Annotated in this window: 13 protein-coding genes and 2 pseudogenes; 9 read left to right on the forward strand and 6 right to left on the reverse strand. The window is 63.4% G+C overall.

Going from position 1 to position 22,029, the window contains the following annotated elements:
• Positions 1-44: 44 nt before the first annotated feature.
• Complete coding sequence (locus OG225_RS41875) at positions 45-1,382, forward strand: helix-turn-helix domain-containing protein (protein WP_331757884.1); 1,338 nt, start codon at positions 45-47, stop codon at positions 1,380-1,382.
• 13 nt (positions 1,383-1,395) lie between these two features.
• On the forward strand, positions 1,396-2,295 hold the full coding sequence (locus OG225_RS41880; RefSeq protein ID WP_331758832.1) for an aminoglycoside phosphotransferase family protein: 900 nt from the start codon (positions 1,396-1,398) through the stop codon (positions 2,293-2,295).
• 118 nt (positions 2,296-2,413) lie between these two features.
• On the opposite strand, the gene OG225_RS41885 is transcribed toward OG225_RS41880, so the two are convergent.
• The 5 genes from OG225_RS41885 to OG225_RS41905 all read right to left on the reverse strand — a co-directional run bounded on the left by OG225_RS41885 (position 2,414) and on the right by OG225_RS41905 (position 10,216).
• Positions 2,414-3,619, reverse strand: a complete 1,206-nt coding sequence (locus OG225_RS41885; protein ID WP_405183564.1) for a cytochrome P450 — start codon at positions 3,617-3,619, stop codon at positions 2,414-2,416.
• A 485-nt stretch (positions 3,620-4,104) separates the two neighbouring features.
• Complete coding sequence (locus OG225_RS41890) at positions 4,105-5,898, reverse strand: 3-deoxy-7-phosphoheptulonate synthase (protein ID WP_405183565.1); 1,794 nt, start codon at positions 5,896-5,898, stop codon at positions 4,105-4,107.
• A 48-nt stretch (positions 5,899-5,946) separates the two neighbouring features.
• The gene (locus OG225_RS41895; protein WP_331757890.1) at positions 5,947-7,431 is read right to left on the reverse strand and encodes an NAD(P)/FAD-dependent oxidoreductase; all 1,485 of its coding nucleotides are present in this window, start codon (positions 7,429-7,431) and stop codon (positions 5,947-5,949) included.
• Between the two features lie 627 nt (positions 7,432-8,058).
• Positions 8,059-9,159 carry a hypothetical protein gene (locus OG225_RS41900; RefSeq protein WP_405183566.1) on the reverse strand — a complete coding sequence of 367 codons (1,101 nt, stop codon included), beginning with the start codon at positions 9,157-9,159 and terminating at the stop codon, positions 8,059-8,061.
• Positions 9,160-9,328: 169 nt separating this feature from the next.
• Positions 9,329-10,216 carry an alpha/beta hydrolase gene (locus OG225_RS41905; protein WP_331757894.1) on the reverse strand — a complete coding sequence of 296 codons (888 nt, stop codon included), beginning with the start codon at positions 10,214-10,216 and terminating at the stop codon, positions 9,329-9,331.
• Between the two features lie 242 nt (positions 10,217-10,458).
• Here OG225_RS41905 and OG225_RS41910 point away from each other — a divergent pair, with 242 nt between their 5' ends.
• Positions 10,459-11,352: a helix-turn-helix domain-containing protein gene (locus tag OG225_RS41910; protein ID WP_405183567.1), complete on the forward strand. Its 894-nt coding sequence runs from the start codon at positions 10,459-10,461 to the stop codon at positions 11,350-11,352.
• Positions 11,353-11,406: 54 nt separating this feature from the next.
• Here OG225_RS41910 and OG225_RS41915 read toward each other — a convergent pair whose 3' ends face one another.
• Complete coding sequence (locus OG225_RS41915) at positions 11,407-11,700, reverse strand: hypothetical protein (RefSeq protein WP_331757897.1); 294 nt, start codon at positions 11,698-11,700, stop codon at positions 11,407-11,409.
• Between the two features lie 2,680 nt (positions 11,701-14,380).
• Between OG225_RS41915 and OG225_RS41920 the strand changes: the two genes are divergently transcribed.
• The 6 genes and pseudogenes from OG225_RS41920 to OG225_RS41945 all read left to right on the forward strand — a co-directional run.
• Positions 14,381-15,232, forward strand: coding sequence for a hypothetical protein (locus OG225_RS41920; RefSeq protein WP_331757902.1), 852 nt, complete (start codon positions 14,381-14,383; stop codon positions 15,230-15,232).
• Positions 15,233-16,933: 1,701 nt separating this feature from the next.
• Positions 16,934-17,521 (forward strand): MepB family protein, encoded by a 588-nt coding sequence (locus tag OG225_RS41925; RefSeq protein WP_331757906.1) that lies wholly within the window; start codon positions 16,934-16,936, stop codon positions 17,519-17,521.
• A gap of 187 nt (positions 17,522-17,708) precedes the next feature.
• Positions 17,709-18,329 carry a VOC family protein gene (locus OG225_RS41930; RefSeq protein WP_331757909.1) on the forward strand — a complete coding sequence of 207 codons (621 nt, stop codon included), beginning with the start codon at positions 17,709-17,711 and terminating at the stop codon, positions 18,327-18,329.
• Between the two features lie 536 nt (positions 18,330-18,865).
• A pseudogene (locus OG225_RS41935) lies at positions 18,866-19,984 on the forward strand (IS701 family transposase); the annotation flags it as partial.
• A gap of 22 nt (positions 19,985-20,006) precedes the next feature.
• Positions 20,007-20,171 (forward strand): hypothetical protein, encoded by a 165-nt coding sequence (locus OG225_RS41940; RefSeq protein ID WP_405178874.1) that lies wholly within the window; start codon positions 20,007-20,009, stop codon positions 20,169-20,171.
• Between the two features lie 51 nt (positions 20,172-20,222).
• Positions 20,223-21,896: pseudogene (locus OG225_RS41945) on the forward strand (zeta toxin family protein); the annotation flags it as partial.
• Between the last annotated feature and the right edge of the window lie 133 nt (positions 21,897-22,029).

The following is a 22,029-nucleotide window of genomic DNA, read 5'->3' on the forward strand; positions in this document are numbered from 1 at the left end:
GTGAAAAACCCTCGTAGCGATCACGACGACGTCGAGGCGGGCCGATGATCGCCCTGCGGTGGTACCCACCCCAGATCCGAGCGTTGAGGCGGGCCGCGATGCTCAGCCAGCAAGAGTTCGCCAAGCACCTCGGGGTAACCCGACGGACTGTGATTTTCTGGGAAAACAACCGGACCACGACACCAAACCAGGCCAGCCGACGTCTGCTGCAGCGGATGCTTGAGGGTTCAGACGAACAGGTGCGCAGCCGATTCGAGGCGATGCTCAAGGACCCGATGGTCGCCGAGGGCTATATACCAATTCCAGCGGCGGTCGGTTTCGAGGGGCCTGACCGTCGAGAGTTCTTGGTCGCGCTGGCAGGTGCACTGATGGGGTCCGCAGTTCAACTGTCACGCTGGCATGTGACGCTGCCCGCGACCAGCTCTCCACTACCTGCGCAGATCGGTGCGAGCGATGTCACCCGCCTGCGCATGACAGCGGACCAGATCCGCGATTTGGACAGTAGATTCGGTGGTGGTGCCGCAGTGGATCCGAGCCTGGGCGCGCTGAGTCGAGGAGCGGCGATGCTGCCGCGCTGCCGCAACGAGGACGTTCTGCGGCAGCTATACGTGGCATTGGCTGACCTGTCCAATATCGTCGCGTGGGCACATCACGACGCCGGGCAACAGCGCCAAGCCCGTCTCCATCTCGCCCAGGGCGTGCGATGGGCATCAGAGGCGGCCACAGCCGAGGCATACAGCCTTTGCGCCGATTTGCTGTTCGGCCTCGCAAGGGTGGAGTTGCACGAAAGGGAACCCGACGCTGCCCTGGAGATGGTTCAGCTAGGTCAGATCGCTGCGGCGAAGGCCGCCGATACCGCAGCCACGGCACAATTGCACGCCACTGCGGCATGGGCGTACGCGCACAAAGGCGCGGATCGCCTGATGCGAGACAGCCTCGCCCGCGCTGAGCACGAAATGGCGCTGGCCCCAATGCCGCGCGAGCCGTGGATGCAGGTCTTCTACACCTCTGGCGACTATGTCGGGCACCAGGCCCTGGTACACGGCGTGCTGGCCGCCAACAGCACCGACCCCCGCATCGCGATGAACAGCGCCGCGCGCGCCGTCGAACTGACTACTATCGCCCGAGGCGAGTCAGGGCCGGACCGGCCCGCTCGATCCAAACTGTTCGACGACATCGTCGCCGCAACCAATCACTTTCGCGTCGATGACCCTGCCACTGCGATACCGATCACCGAACGCGCCATCGCCGGACTCGGCACGATCGCAACCCAACGCGGCATCGATCGGCTTCCTGAGTTGATCGCAGCTGCTAGGCCCCATGCCGCAGACAGCGGCGTCATCGACCTCATCGAGCAGGTAGAGCAACTCGTGACGGCCTAGAGTGTTGAATGCGATGACACAACTCTCACGTTCGGCCTCCGATGAACTACAGTCGTCGCTGGCTGAGATCTGTCGCGTGGCTGGCCTCGATGACCGCAACGCGAAGTTGATCAAATACACCAATAACGTCGTCTGGCACCTCGCTACCGCGCCGGTGATTGTGCGTATAGGTGTCGGTGAGATTGGGCGCACTCGCGCGCCGCGGGTCGTCCGTCTCGCCAACTGGCTCGCTGAAAACGACGCACCTGTACCGCGCCTGCATCCGGGAATTGAACAACCCGTCGTGACGAGCGACACCGCGGCCACGATCTGGGAGTGGCTGCCAGGCAGCGAGAACCACTGGGATATCACCGATTTGGCTGTGCCATTGCGAACATTGCATGCCCTTGAGCCACCCGAGGACGCATCACTGCCACGATGGGACCCATTCGCGGCGGCGCAGCGGCGCCTGGCCGCGGCCGATCCTGCACTGCCTGCACCGGATCTAGCCTGGATCGACGAGCAGTGGCAGCAGGTCGAAGACGACTACTTCGGGCTGCGCCCCCAGCGGTGCGGCATCGTTCACGGCGACGCCCATACAGGCAACTTGCTGTGCGACCACCATGGGCGTGCGGTGCTATGCGACCTCGACAGTGCCGGGTACGGCCCACTGGCTTGGGACCTGGCAACCAGCGCCGTCGACGCGGTGCGCTTCGGCGCCAGCGGCGACCACGAACGCCTCGCCTCTGCGTACGGCTACGACGTCACCACCGATCCGGCATGGTCGGTGCTTCGCCGTATCCGTGAACTCGGACTGATCACCAGCGTCATACCCGACCTTGCCCGTCGACCAGCAGTCGCTGCCGAACACGCCCGCCGCCTGGCCGCACTGCGCCAAGGCGACAGCACAACGCGATGGCGGCCGTACCGATGAGTTGCCCTCACCAATCCACAGCCGATCGCCCGAGTACCGACGCAGGCCCAGTGTGCCCAGTTTGGAACCCTCCTGGCCGTCTGTTCATCTGAACTGTGGGCTTAATGCGCCGCTGGGGTTAGACGATTGCCATCGGCGCCGTGTTGGGGAATCTCACCGGCATCTCCGACATGGCTCGATGGAAGGGTCCTGGCCGCCAAACCAACTCAGCAGGTGTGATGGCCAGTTGAAGGTCCGGAAGCGCGTCGAGGAGCTGATCGATCGCCGATTGCACCGTTGCATACGCGACGTTCTTGGCCGGACAGACGTGCGGGCCCGAGCTCCACGCCAGATGTGAGCGGTTTCCGATACTGCTGTCGCCGCCGTGCCGGCTGCCGCGGATCGCTGGGTCGTTGTTGCAGGCAGCGAGACTGATGACAACTGGTTGATGTGGGGGCAGCCAGGTGCCGTCGATCGAGATGGGCTGGCGTGGGTAGGTGGTGCAGAAGTTCGCCATGGGAGGGTCGTTGAACAACACTTCGTCGATGGCGTCGCTGGTCGAAAGATTCCTACCGAGAACCTGACCGGACCGAAAGCGATCGTCGGTGATCAGCAGCAGCAGTGCGTTGGTGATGAGGTTGCGTTGGGCTTCGAAGCCCGCGCCGTAGAAACTCATCAGTTGCGCGAAGATCTCCACCGGGGTGAGAGCTCCGGAGTCCTGCGCGAGTCTGGACGTCACGTCGTTGCCGGGGTTGCTGCGCTTGAGAGTGATCAACTCCATCAGTGTCTCTTTGAGGATCGCCATCCCCCCGGGGTCCCCCTCGAACCGTGCCGCCATCCCGGCCGCCACACGCTCTCCGATCTCCTCCGGACATCCGACCATCTCGTTGAGGACATGCAATACGAGCGGGAACGCGTACTGCGACACCACATCGGCACTTCCCTGTTCGGAGAAGGCATTGATCAGCGGGACCGCATGTTTCGCGACGAGGAGATCCACGGTGTACAGATCGATCCCCTCGATGCCCGCGACCGATGCCCTGCGCAGACGCGCGTGCTCGGTTCCGTCGGAGTTCCGCGCCGCCGGGAGGTAGCCCATCATCGGCCGGACAGGGCAATCCTGTGGGATGGTTTCCTGCCACGTCCGCGGATCCGCCGGGAAATGGTGCGGGTCGTTGAGGATGCGTACCGCGGTGGCATGGCCGAGTACGAGCGTTGCAGGCACGCCCGGTGCGAGGTCCACGGGGGCCATCGTGCCGAATTTTCGGCGCATCTGCTCGTACGCGGCGTGAGGGTCTGCGACGAACTTCTCCGTGTACAGGCGGTATCGATCCTCGGCGAGCACGACGGGTGAGCTGAACTCGTCGTCCGGATCCCACTGGGCCTCGGCGGTGTGTGGCGTAGGTATGGGTGGCGGTGGTGTGGTCAAAGACGTGACTCCAGACAGTGGAACAGGAATTCGACAAGCATGATCAGTGGGCGCGACGAACCGCCGCCTCGATCATCGACGGCGTGCGATGCTCATCGGTCTAACAGGTGGTTGGTCGTTCGCGCTGAGCGACAGCTTCCCACGACTTGTCCAAACCTTGCCGACTCGCCCACGGAAGAAACATAGCAACCCTCTCGCGTCGACGCTGGCGAACCCGCCCGCGCCTGGACGTCACCGACCACGAAGGGGTTTGCTCAACGCATCGTCGGCTCGCGCCAATCTGACGCGACACCAACAGATTCAGTGCGCGCCGGGCATCTTCACAGGTCTGGTCCCCGCATCCCAGCAGCACATTGCGATCAGCCTCGCGAGGACTTCGCTGGCACAGCTGAGAACCGCTGTCAGGGCACGTGAACATCGTCCAGGGCGGCAATCACGCAGCGCAGTAGCTGGCTCGGATCGAGGCCTCGGCCGTGCTCGAAGGCACTGTCGCAGAACCGTTCACGGTCGCGTCTCGGTGCGCCGAACAAGTCCCTGACAGATCCGGGTGCATATTCGAGGTGTAGGCCGCCGAAAGATGTCCCGGTCGATCTGCAGGCGTCACCGAAGGCGTGAATCGATGCCGCTGCCAGTTCGGTGCGGCATCGGAGGCCGCGGTCGACGTTCCGCAGTCCCGTCGGGATGGGATCACACAGCCACGTCACTGGCGTCCCACAGTCGGCGCCAGCCTCGAACAGCGCGCGGAGGTGGTCACCGGCGTCCAGGGCAACGCTCGGCACCAGGGTGAGAACTCCGGGGCGATTCTCGGGATTCCACCTGCGGCAGAGCATCACGACATCAGCTGGTGTCGTCTGCCGGTCAAGGGCGATGGCCGTCGGATGCCCTGGACGTAGCGTGCCCCGGAGGCCGCCGTCAGCACCTGTTCGGTCGCCGATCCACAACAGGGCCGCACTGTCCGGTGGTCGACTGGGGAGCTCGGGGAGTCCGGTGTACTCCCTCGAAAGATGCAGTTGCGGAACCGAACTGTGCAATTCCCAGCCACCTGCGGGGATGTCCGTGGCGAGCGCGAGCAGCCCGGCGACATGGCGGAGCAGATCACGGCGCGTCGCGCTCTCACACCGATCCGCGACTCGGCGCAGGATATCGACCGGTGACGGCGTCGACGGTGGGTCCCCGTGTTGGTCGTCGAACACGACGACCGGGCGCCGAAAAGCGCGTGGCAGCTGGCCGGAGTCCGGTGGGCCCCCTTTGTCCGAGCGTGCCCTGATGGGGCCGGGCGACGAGTGGGCGATCGCCACGACCGCTCGGCTCGAACATTGACTCAGGACCGCGGCCGCAGCGTGGAGTAGGGCGTCGCGCTCGGATGCGCGTGCCGGCAGGTTGTGGCCTGTGCGCGTCGAGCCGTCGGCCAGGTGCAGAACGATAGCGTCGCCGCGGGCAGCGCGGTCCAGATCACTGCTGAGGCAGTCCTTCTGGGGAGTACTGGAGTGTGTCGGTGCGCTTTCGCGCGGACGGGTTGTGAACCACTCCCGCCGCCCGGACGAAGGTTCGAGTGGGTGGCTGGCTCTGGTCGGCGCGTTCGACGTCAGAGCATCCGCGCCGACGGTCTGGGCGCTCGACGGCTCGTCGTTCCAGTGCAGATCCTCGCTGACGTCGGTGCCGTGGTGGTCGGCCACGATCACGCTGGGATTGAACGCTTCCCGGATGTAGCACAGCGGGCGGTCGCCGAGCATGATGACGTACGCCTTCGTCGCGCTCAGGCGCCCGTCCGGCCATCGCGTCAATCCCACCCGCAGTATGTGTCGTCGCTGGGTCAGGCCTCGGGCGCGCAGACTGTGTCCGATCGGCACACCTACGTCGTCGACCCCGGCGGCGGCGGAGGGGCCGCTGATTCCGATGACGAGGTTGATCGACGCGGTCCGCATGTGGCGGTCGACCAGACGTGACCGCCGAATCACGAGGCAGTCGCTTCCGGCGACCTGTAGGGCTGCGCAGATGGTGTCCGGCAGGTGAGCCGCCGTGATGCAGTCCTGGCGCAGCACTCGCACGCCTAATGTGGTGTCCAGCGCTGCTTCCAGCATCGGCATGGTGAACCCGCTGCTGGCGAGCAGCGCTCTGGTCCCCGGATCGGTGAAACGGGCGATCTCATCATCGATGGCCCGGCTAGCCGGGCCATCCGATGATGAGTCCTCCACCGGATCAGGGAGATCCCGCGCGGTTTTCATGATCGTGCGCGTCGAAACCTAGTGCAGGCCCGGCGCTGTCGGTGGCACGACGGGACGAGCGATGGCGCTGATCTCCGCGTCGGTGCGAGGGCGGCGGGTCAGACCGAGCACAGGCTCGGTCGTGATACGTAGACCGTCCATCGCGCTGTCGGGACCCAGCGGGTCGCGCCAGTGGTCCCACACCACTGACATGTCCAGGCCACCCATGTAGCGGATGTTGCCTTCCTGATCGGGCTGATGGTTTTCGACCTCGGCGACGATCGTGTCAGTGCCGACCCGCTCGGCCTGCCCGGACGTCTCGACGACGTCGGTCAGACCCGCAGAGATTCTGGTGAACGACTCCTGTGCTGTGTCACTACTGTGCTCATTGGTGAGACGGCGGGCGTGGGAGAAATACTCAGCAGAGCCGATGTAGTCGCGATACATCCGCGTGACAAGCGACAGGAAGCGGCCGAATGCCCTGCGTGCGGTGTATTCGTAGAAATCGAGGGCATCGGATTCCGCCATCTCACCGCGCAAACTTGTGGCGATCGCAGCGGCGGCGGTCAAACCACCGTAGGTCGCCAAGTGCACGCCGGTGGAAAGCAGCGGGTCGAGGAAAGCTGCCGCGTCACCGACGATCGCGTAACCCGGACCGCAGAACCGCTCCGAGACGTAGGAGTAGTCCTGCTCGACGCGGACCTCGGCAACCTGTTGCGCGCCGGCGAGCCGCTGCGACATTCCCGGGCTGTTGCGCAGCATGTAGTCGTAGTAGGCCGCGTCGGAGCCGTGCTCGGCCCGCATCTGCGCGGCTCGACTTGCGGCGATCACGTAGCCGACGCTGAATCGGCCATCCGCGAGCGGGATGTGCCAGAACCAGCCGCCTTCCTCTGTAGACACGACGTTGATAGCCCCTTCGGGGCTTTCCGGATGCAGTCGGGCGCCGGTCCAGTACGACCAGATTGCGATATTCTGCAGGTCGGGCAGCGGCCGTCGCATATTGAAATGCCTGCGCGAAAGCAATCCGGCTCGCCCGGACGCGTCGACGAGGAAGTCGAACGAGGTCGTGAGAGTCTGATCGTCACCGGCCTTGGTCCACTCGACCGCGGTCGGGCGCTCGGCGCCGTCGAAGATCACTTCGCGAACGGTCGCCTGCTCGATCACCTCGACACCTTGCGCGGTGGCGTTGCGCAGCAGGATGTCGTCGAAAGCAGCACGATCGACCTGCCATGACTGGGCATCGGCGGCGACCAGTTCGGCCCAGTTCAAGCGCCAGACGTCGTTGCGCCACTCGAAGAACCCACCCCGCTTCACCTGGAACCCGTGCGCGGCCACCGCGTCGTAGGCTCCTGACAGGCGCAGCGTGGACAGCCCCGAGGCCAGCAATGACTCACCGATGTGATAGCGCGGGAACTGATCTCGTTCCAGCAAGGTCACCCTGATACCTGCTCGCGCGAGAAGCGCGGCGGTGGTCGAACCCCCGGGGCCTCCACCGATTACCAGGACATGCGGCGTATTCCCCATAGCAAACTCCCTGCCACTGCTGATCGCAGTTGATCACCGTCGACCGGTGTGAATCCGGAGCCCCCTTGGCTCGGCAACTACGGCGATTGTTGCCGCCAGTTATCTTAAGCAATCATTAGTGAATCTTCAATTGGAAGAACGCATTCGGGAGATCCCCGCCCGGAGCGAAAAGCGGATATCTGATCAGTAGCGGAGACCTCATTATGGAAGTTCCATCCTGAACTGTCCGCACCCGGATTCACGAACCCGCGCACCGAGCCTCGCGGCGACGCCATGGGGGTGCCATCGGCGCAGATCCGCTCTCCGACAACGTCTTGCACGACGTTGTCGCCCTTTCGGAAAGAAACCGTCTGGCCGGACTGCTAGCGCTGGTCTCGCCGCTCGCCACCGGCGGCCACGAACCACCACGACAAGTGGCTGCCGAACGCCGATCTGCCAGGACTTCGCTATCGCCAACGACAGCGCCAGGACACGGCGATCGGATGGATGCCTCTGCCGCAGAGCGGGTTTGCCGATGCTTTGCGTTCAGCACCGAATCTGCGCGATTCAGGCCCGGCGAGCGGCATTCGGAGCAATCCGCGCCACCGGGGCATCACGGCGAGTCGCACCGAAACGTGCCCTGCGTGTCTAGGGTCGCTCGGACAGAGCAACCATGGTCGCGACCGCGCGTTCGGCGTCGGCGACACTGCACCGGCCCAACCCGCATGCGGGGGCGACTCCATAGGCCGTGGTGCCGGTCGAGCGTTCGAACAGCGCGAGGGCCTCCGCGCTGTCGGCTTCGGACTTCGGCGACACCACACCGGCGATCAACCGCCAGCCTGGATCCAATTTGCGCAGCGGGGCATAGAAGCCCGGACGCAGCGGCGCGGGCGCAGTCCCGTAGGCGCAAGGGATGTGCACCGCCGGGAGCGCGAGTCCCTGACGACGCAGGCGACGCGCGGTATGAGCGAGCAGGCGCACCGCGGGCTCGAGGGTGCGCGGCGCGATCAGGCTTTCATGGTTGTAGTCGCCGTAGCACAGATGCACGATCGTCCGGGCGCCGCTGGCGTGCATACGCGCGAGGAACCCGGCGAGTTGGCGCGCGACGACCGGCCCGAGCGCCCATTGCGATCGCAGTTGATGTGCTTTAACCATGCTCAGAAGCGCGACGGGCGACTCGAGCTGCCAGATGACGCGGTCACCGAAGCGCCGCACCACCTCGGTGATCTCTTGTAGTGCCGCCTCGGCGAAGACCGGTAGGTGCCGCAATGCGGTGATGACGACATCGCTTCGCCGCAAGGCTTTGCCGAGGGGCAGTCCGCCCGATACCGCTGCACCCGCGAAGACGAACAGCGCCAGGTCCAGTGGATTGGGTTGGCTGATCTGCACTCTGGTGTCCGACAGTTCCGGTCGGACACGGCGTAGCGCGTCGAAGGCCGACACGACCTGACCGATCCGCTCGACCCGATCCATCGACACATGCCGCGCTTCCAGTAGTCGACCGGCGCGGACTGCGTAGGTCGGGAAGTCGCCGTAGTCGGCGAATTTCCCGCCCCGCACGACCTCGAGGATGTCGCTGTGTTCGGCGCGGTCGCGAAGGTATTGCAGAATCCAGTCCGGATCCAGATCGCAGGGGATCGCGGTGACCGGTCGGCCCTGGCTGTGGTCGACGAGCCATTGCATGGCTGCTCGGTCATCGGTCATCAGCTCTGCGGGTATCGAGCCGACAGAATGCAGATATCTGGTCATGTCGGCTCTTCTTCTGTCGGCGTTCACAGTTCGCGGGATCACAGACTCCGCATCCATGACACTTTACGCCAAATCTGCTGCCCAGCAGTAAGTTACGCACCGGCCGCGCAGACGGTGCCGATCATCGCCTTGACCTTCGCAGCGCAGAGCACCAACCGGACGCCACGATCTACACGACGGTCGCCGTTGGTGCTGCGACTGCCGCAGCGAGGCCACCGACCTCTGCGCGCTGTGCGTCGATGTCGTGTGTGGCATCGATATGTTCGAGGATCAGCGCAGCCACGCGTGCGGGGGCCTCGAGGGCCAGGGAGTGACCGGCGCCGTCGATCACCGCGCCTGTGCCGTTGGTGGCTGCGACGATGTGGTCCACCGAGATCAGTGGCGGGTAGGCGTGATCGTCGGTGCCTCCTATGGCCAGAACCGGCACGCTCCCGTTCTGCTCGAGCTCCTCGATGATCCGATCCCGGGTGATGACCGCGGCCGCGGCCGCGCTGATGCTGGTAGGAAGCGCGCCCATATAGCTCTTCCATTGCCCGATGATCGGGTTGCTCGCGGCCTCGGCGAGTGAGCGATCGCCAAACATGATGTGCATCAACTCACCCAGCCGCTCCCGGACCCCGCCCGGAAGACCGAGGTGATCGACCAACGGCCTGAATTCGGGCAGGCTGTGTTCTTCCTCTGCCGAGGAGCCCAGCGCGGTGATCGTGTGTACCAGGTCTCGGCGGCGGGTTCCCAGCCGCAGGGCAACCATGCCACCGAGGCTGTTGCCGATGAAGTGCACCGGTGCGACTGCGAGGGATTCGATGAACGTTGCCGCGGTCTCGGTAAGCCGATCGAGCGACAAATCGGCGCGCGATACCGGCGCAGACGCCCCTTGGCTGGGGTGATCGTAGGCGACGGTCCGAAATCCACTCTGACGTAGGTGATCGGCTAATTCCGCCATCATCGCCTTGTTCATGAACAGGGAATGACTCAGGACGGCCGTGCCTCTGATGGCTGTCTCGGGCCCACTGTCGACGTAGGCGATCCTGGTTCCCTTGAGGTCTGCGAACGGCATACGATTCCCTTCTTGCGTCGGCCCGAATCCCGGTGATAGCGATACGGTTACAGGGGAGGCTAGCGGCGCGGAATCGCTGGCTTCGACAAGATTTCTGCACAGATTCCGACAGATTTTTGCACTCGAGGGGAGGTTGCGTGGACGAGCCGGACTACCTCAGGACCACGCTGGACACCTCCGGGCTCCCGCAGTCCGATGGAGTGGACTATTGGACCAGCGAGGTGCACAAGAACCACTGCGAGATGGAATTCGGTTTCCCGAACGGGACGCATGCCTTCAGCGGAAAGACGCAGGTACAGCGAGCGGTGGAGGGCTCGCTGGTTCGCCAGATCGTGGAGTTCCAATCCGACGCGGTGTGCTACGAACGGTTCCCCCACCAAACCGGGGACGACACCGACAAACGGGTCGTTATCCCCGTAACCGGCGAAGTCATTCTCAAGCAGCGTGAGCGTGAGGCAGTCCTACTGCCCGGGCATCTGGGCATCATCACCATGGCGCTGCCGATGGGCCTGGCCCACGGTGACGGTGTGCGTGCGTGGATTCTCACCATCCCCGAGAAGGCGATCCCTACGCTGACCGACAGGACTCCGATCGCACTGAACCCTGAGGACGGCGCGATCGCCGCCGCAGTCGCGATGACCCAGGCGTTGGTCAATACCCGCGCAACTTCCTCCGCCGAAAGTTTCAACAGGGTGTTCGCTGCGCTGACCGACCTGGTGGCCGGTTCGGTCGATCCACGTCGCGAGCCTGAGATCGCCGAATTCGCCCAAGTCGAGAGAGACGCGCGAGCCTATGTCGAACGCAACTACTCCGATCACCGGGTGACTGCGGCATCGGTTGCCCAACATCTCAACTGGTCATCCCGCAGACTGGCTTACGCCTTGGAATACATGGGCACCAGCCCAGGCAAGATGCTGCGAGGTGTCCGGCTCCAGCGGGCCGCGCAACTACTGCAAAGCCCATCCAGAATCAATCTCAACGAGATCGCGTACAACTGCGGATTCGGCTCTACCACTGGATTCCGAGGGGCATGGCAGCGACACTACGGGATCTCTGTGACCGAATGGCGTGAACTGGGTCTGGCCGGCAAGGGGTGGAGGCCGCCACTGTCCAGCATCGATGACATCGAGCAGTAATAGCCCCAACCCGTGTGCTGCACGCAACAGCCGACTTCAGAACGACCGTCGCAGCTATTTCATGAACTGCTCCTCGGCGGCCTCGGCGCGAATCAGGTTCAAACACTCGGCCGGGTCCAGGTACGGCAGTTCGACGTCGTCGGGATTGCGAAGCACCAACTCCCGCCGAAGCACGCTGGCGACCCACACCTCACCCCACCTTCGCACCACGACTTCTGCTTGTTCGCGTTGCTGCGAACGTGTCCACTCATCGGTCGGGCACAGCGTATGCGCCTGCATCCGTAGCTCATTGAGCACAACCTCGGGCAACGCGGTGGGCCCGGCTGGTGCAGGATTGTCGCCGCCCATGGTGCTCCCAACGTCCCTCGGCCGGATCACCCCGACCATCGAATCACTATCTGCGGTGGCGTGATTCACCTCATGCCCCAGTTTCGCCGCTGATCAGCTGAGCCGCAAACCACACGAGCTACGCAAACCTATCGCCAGCGGTGGGCGGGTGCCTTCACAGCACCCCCGTTGGCGAGGATTGAAGCTGTTGTGTATCCACTAGTTGAGTCCACTCGGTGCGTCGACAGCGCCGGTTGGGCTATCGTCCTGAACGCACACGGCAGTCGAGATCGCGATCGGGGAAACATCAGATGGACCGTGACTGGCACTGGGACGGGCAACTACCGACCTGGTCGGGCCTGTGGCCCGCACTGATAGCTGCCGACAGACCCGGAGACACGACAACGCTCCCGAGTCCTATTCACCAGTGCATCGCCGGTCTGGTCGCCGCGCATCGGCTGCGCGAGAAGGCAGAGGCCGACGGCAACAGCGTTGACCAAGCAAATGCTGGCACGGCAATCCGCGGGTACCGGAGCGAGATCGACCAGGAAGTCTCCACACGGCTGCCGAAACCACTTCCCGACGCGGTTCTCCATCACGAGTCCTACGGGGAAGTCCTGGACCGCATCGCCCGCCTCTACACCCAAGCATGCCAACCGACTGGCGCTCCCCGGCGACATCACACCCCCAGCGACCATCACCTGGTGGACGAACACGCCCCCTACGGTTGGCTCGTGACCAGACTGAATTGTAGGTTGCTTCGTCTCCCACCGACGCTCACCGTAGACCACCGACTATGACGCGACTGGACATGTCGAGTGGCCGGTCGGAAGTTGGCTGCCCGACGCTGCGCGGGAACCGTTTGTCTCCCTGCTGGTGTATGCGCACTTCGGCGCAGCCACGGCTGAACCACATCAGCCTGATCAAGAGCATCTTCGATGTGATTACCACGCCACCCGGTCAGTTGCAGTTGCCTCCGGACTTTCGTGAGCGGGATCGGGGCGGAAACAGCCACAGACTGATCGCGATAGTTATGGCGCCATATACCAATCCGCCGAGTAATACCACACCTAGTGCTACATAAACCGGTGACCTGCCTACCGCACTCAAGACTGCCCCTGACCTCGATTTTGCGCCTGACGTATGAATCATCCTTGAAATGAGGCGGATTCGCTTGCCCGAATTCCCCCCAGTTTGGGGGGAATCCGCAGTCGACTGATCCCCGGCCCGACTGCGGAAATCGAACAAATCACAACGCGGAGAGCCGTTTCGGCATATTCTCTTCGGCGTCATGTGACGGCGTTCGCGTTCTGACAGCCCTGCTGGCCTCAGGCTTCCGATACTGTCCGTCGGGCTGGAGCGCGCTGCGGACCACCGCGTCCACATTGACGGGTCGGCTCCACGTACACAGATTGATCTCGCGAGCCGCCATCAGCCCGATCGCGGCTGCCCTGGTCAGGGCACCTTTCGGAGTCCTCCTGACGAAGGCCCTGCTCGAAAGGCCTGCTTCGCGACAAGCCACGTGGAATGGAACATCTGGCTCAATGCAGTCAGACGCAATATCGAGCAGCCAACCGGGCGGCTGCCTTGCTTCCAACCCTTCAGACCATACCCGCGCTGCCGCCGCCACTTCCGGAGTCTCCAGGCTGGCCAATCCTTTGAGTGTGTCCTGAAACCCGTACACGCCGACGACAGGCAGCTGTTGCAAACAATCATCGATTCGCTGGCACCACTGGGCGACCGCGGCCGCCGGGTGCACGCAGTCGAAACGCAGTGCTAGTCCATCAGTCGCAGCGTCGAGGGTCTTATGCTCCCGGAACGCGAACTCTGCGACTGCGACCCCGATGTCGTCTACGAAAGCAACCCCGGCAACCATCGGTCTGGCCTCGGAGGTTGATCGCGGAAAGATACCCGGCAAGGATGTAGGGCTCGGCTCGGCCGAATGCGCCAGGTAGAGCCTTGCAGCCCCTGCAGACATAGGTACCTCTCAAATTCGCAGCCGAACAGTGGATTTCAGTCGGTCGTCGAGTGTCGCTTCTGACCGGGGACGAATAAAGCTTACGACAGTCCTGGATTCGGCGCGCTGTCGTTCGAACAGTGGCCACACAACGCTAGGCGCCGATCACGCACGAGAGTGCCTGGTCGCAGACCAGGCATTTATCGTCGATGTCTTCCTACTCCCCTTTATCGACACTCCTCCATCGCCTCAAACATTTCCAACTGCCATCCGCTGGTGACAGCGAATCATGCTCGCCACCCGGCCACGACGAGCAGCTGCCGCGATATACGTCGCGTACCAGTGGCGTTCGGCTCTCAGCTCCGCAGCCGGAAGGCCAAATTGTCAATCCGGATCTGCTGTCTTTTATCACCTGTCTCCATTCGTACCTACAGATCGACCGACCTGACCTCTGCGGAGGGCGATACGCGGAAGGTGGTGCTGCGCGCGAAAACCCGCATCCGCGATTGCTCTCGCGTCTGTGGTCGTTCGTTCTCGCAGAATCCGACTGTCTGTTGCTCCTAGTGAACCGCCCGTCCGCATTTCCGTCGATAGTCGGAATCCCCCCAATTTGGGGGGATTTTCCACTAGCGGATCGAGCTGCGACGTGAGCGGACCAGGCTGCGAGCCACCTTGACGGCGATATGCGCTGGCAGCCGCGGGGATTCAGGTTGACAGACCGCCGGTCAGCGATATGGTTGGCCAATGGGACACGCAACGCCGAACGCGGCGATGCCTGGGGGGCACAACGATGACGACAACTCATGCGCCGACATTGGTCACGTGTTCGCCGAACATCGCGTGAAGCAGAAACGATCTCGTCTGTCGGTAGCGAGGGCTATAGGCTGTTCGCCCGGGCACTACGAGAAAATGGAGCTCGGATCTCGACGATTCACGCTCGAGTATCTGGAAGGCGCTGCTAAGGAGCTGGGAATATTTCCTCTGGCACGCGATCAGCTGATGGCGTTGGCGACGCAGCCGGAGACAGTCTTGGCCAGAATACTGGCAGGAGAAAGAACTGTACCACAGCCTTACGACCTATCCTTGCTCGACGTAATTACTGGTCCGGCCTGTCTGTACACGCCGGCAACCTTCAATATCCTTGCCTCTAACGAAGAATTCGATCGCACATTCCCCGGTGCCTGCGAGATGGGGAATCTGGTTCTTTGGCTGCTGACATCTGATTCTGCTAAAGAGGTTCTCCCACAGCCGTACTGGGAGCAAGAAGCAACCTTGTATGTTGGTGCTGCGGCCTGCCTCTGGCCAGGACTGTTGACCAGAAGAGCATTCGAGCAGTTCCGCGATGAAATGGCGGTAGCAAAGGACTTTAATAGACTGTGGAATACGTACATCCCGCCGGACCAAGTGCCGACTACCAACATCGTCACGCTAGATCAGGAAGGTGGAACCACCCGGGAATGGTTCCGTCATGCCGTTGCGCCGGAATTTGCGTACCAACGGCCTTGGCGGATGTGCGTCCTAGCTCCGACAACCCGCCCGAAGTCTACGTTCATCGTCCCGACCGGCATGGCTCGGCGCACTCGCTCTAGGCCCTGAGCTTCGGAATCTGCGGCACGGCGCTGGCACGATGGCAGCGCTGAGACCAACGATGCAGAGTTCACAACCTTGGTCGCGGCGCACTCCTCGATGGCTGCACGAATTGTCTGTCGATTCGGCGATTTCGACGGATGCGCAAGGTTGCGCCAAAGAAGAATAGGAGACCGGGCAGCTGGAATGTCAACCCGAAGAGGACAGCGGCTGCCAGAAGATGTTCGGTGATGGCTTGTCCACGTGCTCCTGTGCCAAGCATCATGTAGGTGGCCATCATCAAATAGACGTAGATAACTGTGAAGAGAAAGCCTGCCAGGATGAACGGAAGGGGGGACTTCGTCCTTATGGGCGCTGCCAGGTAGTGACGGCCGTCACCATCGCGGACTATCTGGTACGACATCGGGTGCACTCCCATTATTTCCAGCGAAATGCGCTTGGTTGACCTCTTTGAATTGCCCTCGTATCTTAGTGCCCTTCTTGCTATTTGCGCAATCAATATCGGCTATTCGCTGTTCGGCGAGGTCGTAGTCCATCGAACTCTCCCGGACGTTCACGCTGTGCCGCTGTCGCAAGCGTGAAGATGGTGCTGAGTCCCTTCGGTGCACCGTGTAGATCGCCACGCCGCTGGTTTTGTAGTGGAAGAGAAGGTTGGTGCTCAGCTCGGGTTCGCTGCCGTGATGGTCTCGCGGTCGGCCGCGGATAGGATGCCTCGGCTCTGTTCAAACCGCCGGAGCAGGTCAACGCCGTCGATTTCGCGAATGCCCGGTCGCCCGGCGCTGCGACACTGTCCGATGTGGTGGCGTGGACCTGCCCTACCGCGGACAGGTCGATAGCCTGGTTGAGTGGGATCCGATGTCTCGTAACTGATGTCGTGCGGCGCATCGCCCCGCAAGCGGACGGAAACAAGGGAAGGGTCGGGTCGTCGACAATGGAGCAGGTCCGTACAGAGGGCTCGTGGTCCAGCTCGGTGACGCATGTGGTTCAGACCAGTGAAGTGTGTGGATACGTTGATATGCGCATCTAAACATGATTTTTCCAGTCCTGTCGGTCATCCAGACGTCTGCTCACCGCGTATCCAACGACATTGCACGGACAGGACGGGTTTTCGATGTCAGAACAGGGCTCGATCGACAGACAGGCAGATTTCAACTTGGCCGTGAAGATCTTGAGCGGGCTTGTAGCGGACGCGAGCCTTCGCGCTGAGCACGATCCGGAGTGGGTCGAGCGGCGCGATAAGTTCACGGAACTGCGAAAGTCGCTGGATCCAGCGGATGTAGACGGGGTTCGGGCGGTCCTCACGCAGTACGGTCCGCTGTATGGGGCGTTGACGAACCCGCGCTGATGGTGCAGCCACACGACGATCGCCTGACGTGGATCTTCGATAACCATGTCGTTCCGGTTCTGCTAGTCCGAATGCGGACTGTGTTGGCAGGATCCAGCTGAGATGTGCCCCACGCCGGGCTGACAGCACGCCAGCAACGACGCCTTGTCGTGCTCGTGGCTCGCGCCGGGCCCCTGCTGTGATTGCTAGACTCGCACTCGCCTCACAGTCGGGGCAGGTGGGTAGCCCCGACTGGGATCGTTCTGGACCCAAACTCCCACCCAGTCAAGGCTTCTACCGACACTCGCTCGTTGGTGGTCGCTGGCCATTCCATCGCCTCCAGTCCAAGCACCAAAGCTCGAAGTTGACAGTAGGGAGTGTGCTCCATGAAAGACCTTGCGCATACCACGATCAAGGAGGGGGATGTCGATCCTCCTCACCGATGGGCCGGGGACCCAGCCCAAGGCAGCCTCCCCATTCAGCTCACCGAGTTCCTTCACGAAGCATTCGAGAGGTCCGGCCTCGCGTTGACGAAACCTCCTGCGCGGGAGGCTGAAAGCGCTGAGTACGGCGCCTGCAGATTCGAGATCGAAGGTCGGAGCATTGCCTTTCGGGTGGCCAAGACTACGCCCACCAAAATCGGACAGTTTGTCACAATTTGGAAGAGGCCGGATGTCGCACGCGATATCGCGCCGCTCGACACTGCGGACGGCATCAGCTCCGTGGTCATTGCAGCCTTCGATGCGGACCATCGAGGGATATTCGTCTTCAACCGTAAAGAGCTGGTTCGTAGAGGAATCATGTCAGTCGCTGGAAAGGGCGGGAAGAGGGCAATACGTGTCTACGCACCATGGGTGCACCCGGATTCTAAACAAGCAATTCAGACAAAGCGGTGGCAGAGCGATCGACTTGTCCTGCTCCAGCCCCAGGCGTCTTTCGACGCCGATCTGCTACGGGATCTTATCCGGAGCTAACCGCTACGTCATCACCAGAAGGTCAGTGTATCGGCGAGGTTCGAGCGGGAGATCAACGGATTCTTCGAACATGGTAGCGCTCCGCGGCGATCCAGTGCCGTTCTCAGACACTAACCACCCCAGTGATATCTATCGAACACAGCGTCCATAGGACGAGACGTAGCCGCAACCGCCTAGAATCGTCGAGATGAGCAAGCTAGACCACTTGGTATTGGCGACCCCGGACCTGTTCGAGACCGTGCACACGGTGAAGGAAGTGCTGGGAGTTGGTCCGGCCGAAGGCGGCAGCCACCCAGGATTCGGCACCCGCAACTTCCTACTCGGCCTGGGTGACTGCAGCTATCTCGAGATTGTTGGTATAGATCCAGGCCAGCCAAATCCGCGGCGGCAGCGCCCATTCGGGCTTGACGATCTGACCGAACCGCGGCTGGTGACCTGGGCAGCACAGGTGGTAGGGATCGACTCCGCTGTTTCCATCGCACGCGCAGCCGGTTTCGATCCCGGAGAGATATCGCAAATGGCTCGGGCCACTCCCGAAGGCCGAATGCTTGAATGGAGACTCACACTCAGCACCGACGGCAGCCACGGCGGAGTGATCCCGTTCCTTATCGACTGGGGCACCACCCCACACCCGTCGGCCGCGCTGCCTCAAGCGTCTCTATGTTCCTTCGAAACCGTCCATCCTGAACCGACAGCGGTTATTGCCAAGCTCAAAGCCCTGTCAATTGACCTCACAGTGCACCCTGGAGTACGCCCTGCCCTGGTCGCCACCATCGAAGGCCCCGAAGGGGCAATAACCCTCCTATAGGCGTTGGCGTCTCCAACGAAGTTGTTGGCATCCCTACCGGCTGCCATTTGTGGCGGCGGCGGTTGGTGCCGATACCGGGTTTCGCGGCTCAGCAGCTCAGCGCGGGCGCATGAGGCAATGCGGCGCCCCTCACGAGGAAGCAGGGTGGTTGGAGAAGTCGGATTTCACGCCTGCAATACCTGCACGCCTGCAACAGGCAGTTTCTCGTGCAGAACCCTCGCAGGGCGTGCAGGTTGTCGACACATGCACGCCTGCACTCGCCAGTGCTGCCGCCTCACACGCTTACGAGTCCAGCCCGAGCCCACGGCGTTGCACCCGGGCGTGGCAGTCATATTGCAGGGTCTGTCCTTCTGGAACCCGGTCTAATCCGCATTCCCGGCACCCTCGTTGTGCGCCATTGGATTCGACCGTGTCGGGTGGGGTGAGATGGTGTCGACCACAACGCCCGAGGCGACGCCGGCTCAGGTGCTGGGGGCGAGGTGTCGAGCTAATACTGCAACGGCACTCGGTTGAGTGTGTGCTGGTAGATCTGGCATGTGGTGTTGGATCGTGTTGTGGCCGAGTTGGATTCGTTGATGTCTCGGATAGGTTCCCGGTTCGCGCGGTCCGAGCCGCGGCAGCGGGCGCGGGAGTACGTGTCGGGCCTGCTGGCCGGTTTGGAACGCAAGAACGGGTGGACTCTGGCCGAACGCGCTGGTGAGGGGTGCCCGGACGGGATGCAGCGGCTGCTGCGCAAAGCCGATTGGGATGTCGAGGGGGTGCGTGACGATGTGCGGGAATACGTGGTCGAACACCTCGGCGACCCTGACGCTGTGCTGGCCGGTGACGAGACCGGGTTCTTGAAGAAGGGCACCAAATCTGCTGGGGTGCAACGCCAATACTCGGGCACAGCCGGGCGTACGGAGAACTGTCAGATCGGGGTGTTCCTGGCGTACGCGTCGAAGCAGGGGCACGCGCTGATCGATCGGGAACTCTATATTCCCGAGTCGTGGACCAGCGATCGCGAGCGTTGCCGCGACGCTGGGATTCCCGACGAGGTCGAGTTCGCCACCAAACCCCGGCTGATGATCGCCATGCTCGAACGCGCGTTGGCCGCGAAGGTGCCGTTCGGGTGGTTCACCGCCGATGAGGCCTACGGGCAGGCCGGTTACCTACGGGACTGGTGCGAAGACCACGACGTGTTCTACGTGATGGCCACCCGCTGCGACCACCAGATGGCCACCCGCGCCGACCGTGTCGCGCGCGCCGATGATCTGGTCGCCGAGTTCGGCGGCCGCACCTGGCAGCGGCTCTCGGTCGGCGCCGGCGCGCACGGACCGCGCGAATACGACTGGGCGCGCCGCCAAATCGAGGGCACCTGGGCCGCCGGGCGAGGACACTGGCTGCTGGCGCGACGTTCGCTCACACCCAACAGCAGAGGCGAACTCGAGATCGCCTACTACATCTGTTACGGCCCCGCCACCGCCCGGCTGGTCGATCTGGCCTGGACGGCCGGGTCACGCTGGCATGTGGAAGAGGCGTTCCAGCAGGCCAAAGGGGAAGCCGGACTCGATCACTACCAAGTCCGCAGCTGGCGGGCCTGGCACGCCCACATCACCCTGTCGATGCTCGCCCTGGCATGGCTCGCCGCGTCGAAAACCCTTGCTGCAAAGGGGAACCAGTGACCTCGACGAGGGCATGATCGCTCTCACGCTACCGGAGATCCGCCGCCTGCTCATCGCGTTCGTCCTCACCCCACGCCATGCCGCCGATCACATCTGGTCATGGTCGACCTGGCGACGACGACGCCAGCACCAAGCCCGCCTCAGCCACTACCGGCGACGCGGACATCCACTTACCTGAGCGCCGAGTGCCGTTGCAGTACTAGGCGACGGCGTCTTTCCGGAGCGGAGACCGCGGGCTGTCCTGCTGGTCGGGCAGCCCGGCGCGGGCAAGACAGAGCTGGCGGTGATGCTGCGTGAGCAGGTCGAGGCCGGGGCGCGTCCGCTGGTTCTCGGCCGCAGCGACCTGCGGCCTTTTATTCCCGGGTACTACGAGTTCATCGCCGAATTCGGTCAGCAGGAGGCCGATACCCGGACTGACGCTGAGGCCGGCCGTCTGATGCGCATGACTCTGGACTATCTGCGCCGGTTGCAGGTCAGCGTGATCATCGACGACGTCCTCACCGACCCTGCCTACGTCGCCGAACTCGCCGGATCGATCGAATCCGGTCCCGGAGTAGGTTCTGGCTACATGGTCGAGGTCGCTGTGCTGGCTACCCCTATTGCGCGTAGCGAACTGGCGTGCCTGGCACAGGTACAGCGCAGCCGCGAACTCGGGATCGCCGAGCACCATCCCGGCCAGCCGGTCCTGGACCGTGCCGCGGCCGGTGTCCTCGAGGTCGTCGAATGGGTCGAAGCGTCGACGACTGTGGCCGAGATCAGTCTGTACCGCGGCGGTTCCGGCCCGATCGCGCGGCGGGTCCGCGACCGCCGGGGTGGTTGGGTCCATCACGACCTCGGTGGCCGCTTGCCGGCGAATGCCGCCGCGATGGGTGCTCGTGAGCTGGTCGGACGAACTCGTGCGCTGGAGTTGTCACCTGCCGAGGGCCTCGACTGGCTGCGGTTGCATGACCGACTGCTGGTACAGCTGCCCCCACGCTGGCGTCGCGCGCTCACCCACGCAAGCGCGATGCTGATCCTGGAGCCGGTCACCGAGTCGGAGACCTCGCCACGTCAGCGGGCTGTCACGTTCGGCCGGTTCCAGATCGTCACTCCCGCGCATGTGGACGCGGTCCGCGACATTCTGCGGCAACATTCGTCTCTGACCATCGGGATCCTGGACGTATCACGCGGCGGTGCAGCGAGTTCCGATGTCGCGCCGCGTGTGAAGGACTTTCTTGCCGACCGGCAGCGCGCGGCGGCACCGGAATTGAACCCGATCACCGTCGGTGAGCAGATGTCTATGTGGCGCAACGCCCTGATCGTGGCCGACCTGCACCACCAGGTCGAGTTCGAGGTCATCGGTCGTCCCGAACTCGACCCTGAGGCGTTCAACCGCCGCTTCGACCCCGACACCTTCGATCTGGTACTCCTCGAGACCACGACCGAGCCCCGCGAGGCCTACACCGAGGTGTTGGACCGGGCGATCACGACGGCCGCGCCCACGATCAGCGAATCCGGTCCCGACCTCCGCCAACAGTATTCGGCAGGCGACCCCGCCTGGCGCACCCGGATCGCGCTCGGCGCTCTGGAAGTGTTCGAGCTGATCGACGGGCCGACACGACTGTTCGAGCAGACCCCCGCACAACCAATCCCGGAGTCCCCCAGCGACGCCGCGGTCGCCGCCGCCCGCCAGATCGGCACCGTCGTCGACGAAGCGATTCGCGCCGCGGACCCCGAGGTAGCCTCACCTCCTGGTCCTCACCCACAACGCCGAGCCACCGACCCTCACAGCATCGCCGCGACGATCCAGGATGCCCTGCCCGGCCACGTCGACCGCTCGACCGCGAGCCACCTCGATGACCGCATGGCGGAAACGGATTCGACCGCACCCCAGAGCCAGCCGGACATGGGGCCATCGGCGTGAGAACTACCCCGGTTCGACCGACACCACTGATGCCGAGAAGACGTCGTGGTGACAACGACGGCAGCACCGCCACAGCGGTCCAACTCCGGATGTGGAGCATCGCACCTCCTGTGCAGTTCCCGGTCCTGGTCGA

Origin of the sequence: Nocardia sp. NBC_01377 (assembly GCF_045040005.1) — a bacterium.
GTDB lineage: Bacteria > Actinomycetota > Actinomycetes > Mycobacteriales > Mycobacteriaceae > Nocardia > Nocardia noduli.

Excerpts from the sequence above, each read along its gene's own strand:
- OG225_RS41875 (WP_331757884.1), top strand. The coding sequence starts at position 45 with ATGATCGCCCTGCGGTGGTACCCACCCCAGATCCGAGCGTTGAGGCGG.
- OG225_RS41880 (WP_331758832.1), top strand. The coding sequence starts at position 1,396 with ATGACACAACTCTCACGTTCGGCCTCCGATGAACTACAGTCGTCGCTG.
- OG225_RS41895 (WP_331757890.1), bottom strand. The coding sequence starts at position 7,431 with ATGGGGAATACGCCGCATGTCCTGGTAATCGGTGGAGGCCCCGGGGGT.
- OG225_RS41900 (WP_405183566.1), bottom strand. The coding sequence starts at position 9,159 with ATGACCAGATATCTGCATTCTGTCGGCTCGATACCCGCAGAGCTGATG.
- OG225_RS41905 (WP_331757894.1), bottom strand. The coding sequence starts at position 10,216 with ATGCCGTTCGCAGACCTCAAGGGAACCAGGATCGCCTACGTCGACAGT.
- OG225_RS41910 (WP_405183567.1), top strand. The coding sequence starts at position 10,459 with ATGGAATTCGGTTTCCCGAACGGGACGCATGCCTTCAGCGGAAAGACG.
- OG225_RS41915 (WP_331757897.1), bottom strand. The coding sequence starts at position 11,700 with ATGGGCGGCGACAATCCTGCACCAGCCGGGCCCACCGCGTTGCCCGAG.
- OG225_RS41920 (WP_331757902.1), top strand. The coding sequence starts at position 14,381 with ATGGGACACGCAACGCCGAACGCGGCGATGCCTGGGGGGCACAACGAT.
- OG225_RS41925 (WP_331757906.1), top strand. The coding sequence starts at position 16,934 with ATGAAAGACCTTGCGCATACCACGATCAAGGAGGGGGATGTCGATCCT.
- OG225_RS41930 (WP_331757909.1), top strand. The coding sequence starts at position 17,709 with ATGAGCAAGCTAGACCACTTGGTATTGGCGACCCCGGACCTGTTCGAG.
- OG225_RS41940 (WP_405178874.1), top strand. The coding sequence starts at position 20,007 with ATGATCGCTCTCACGCTACCGGAGATCCGCCGCCTGCTCATCGCGTTC.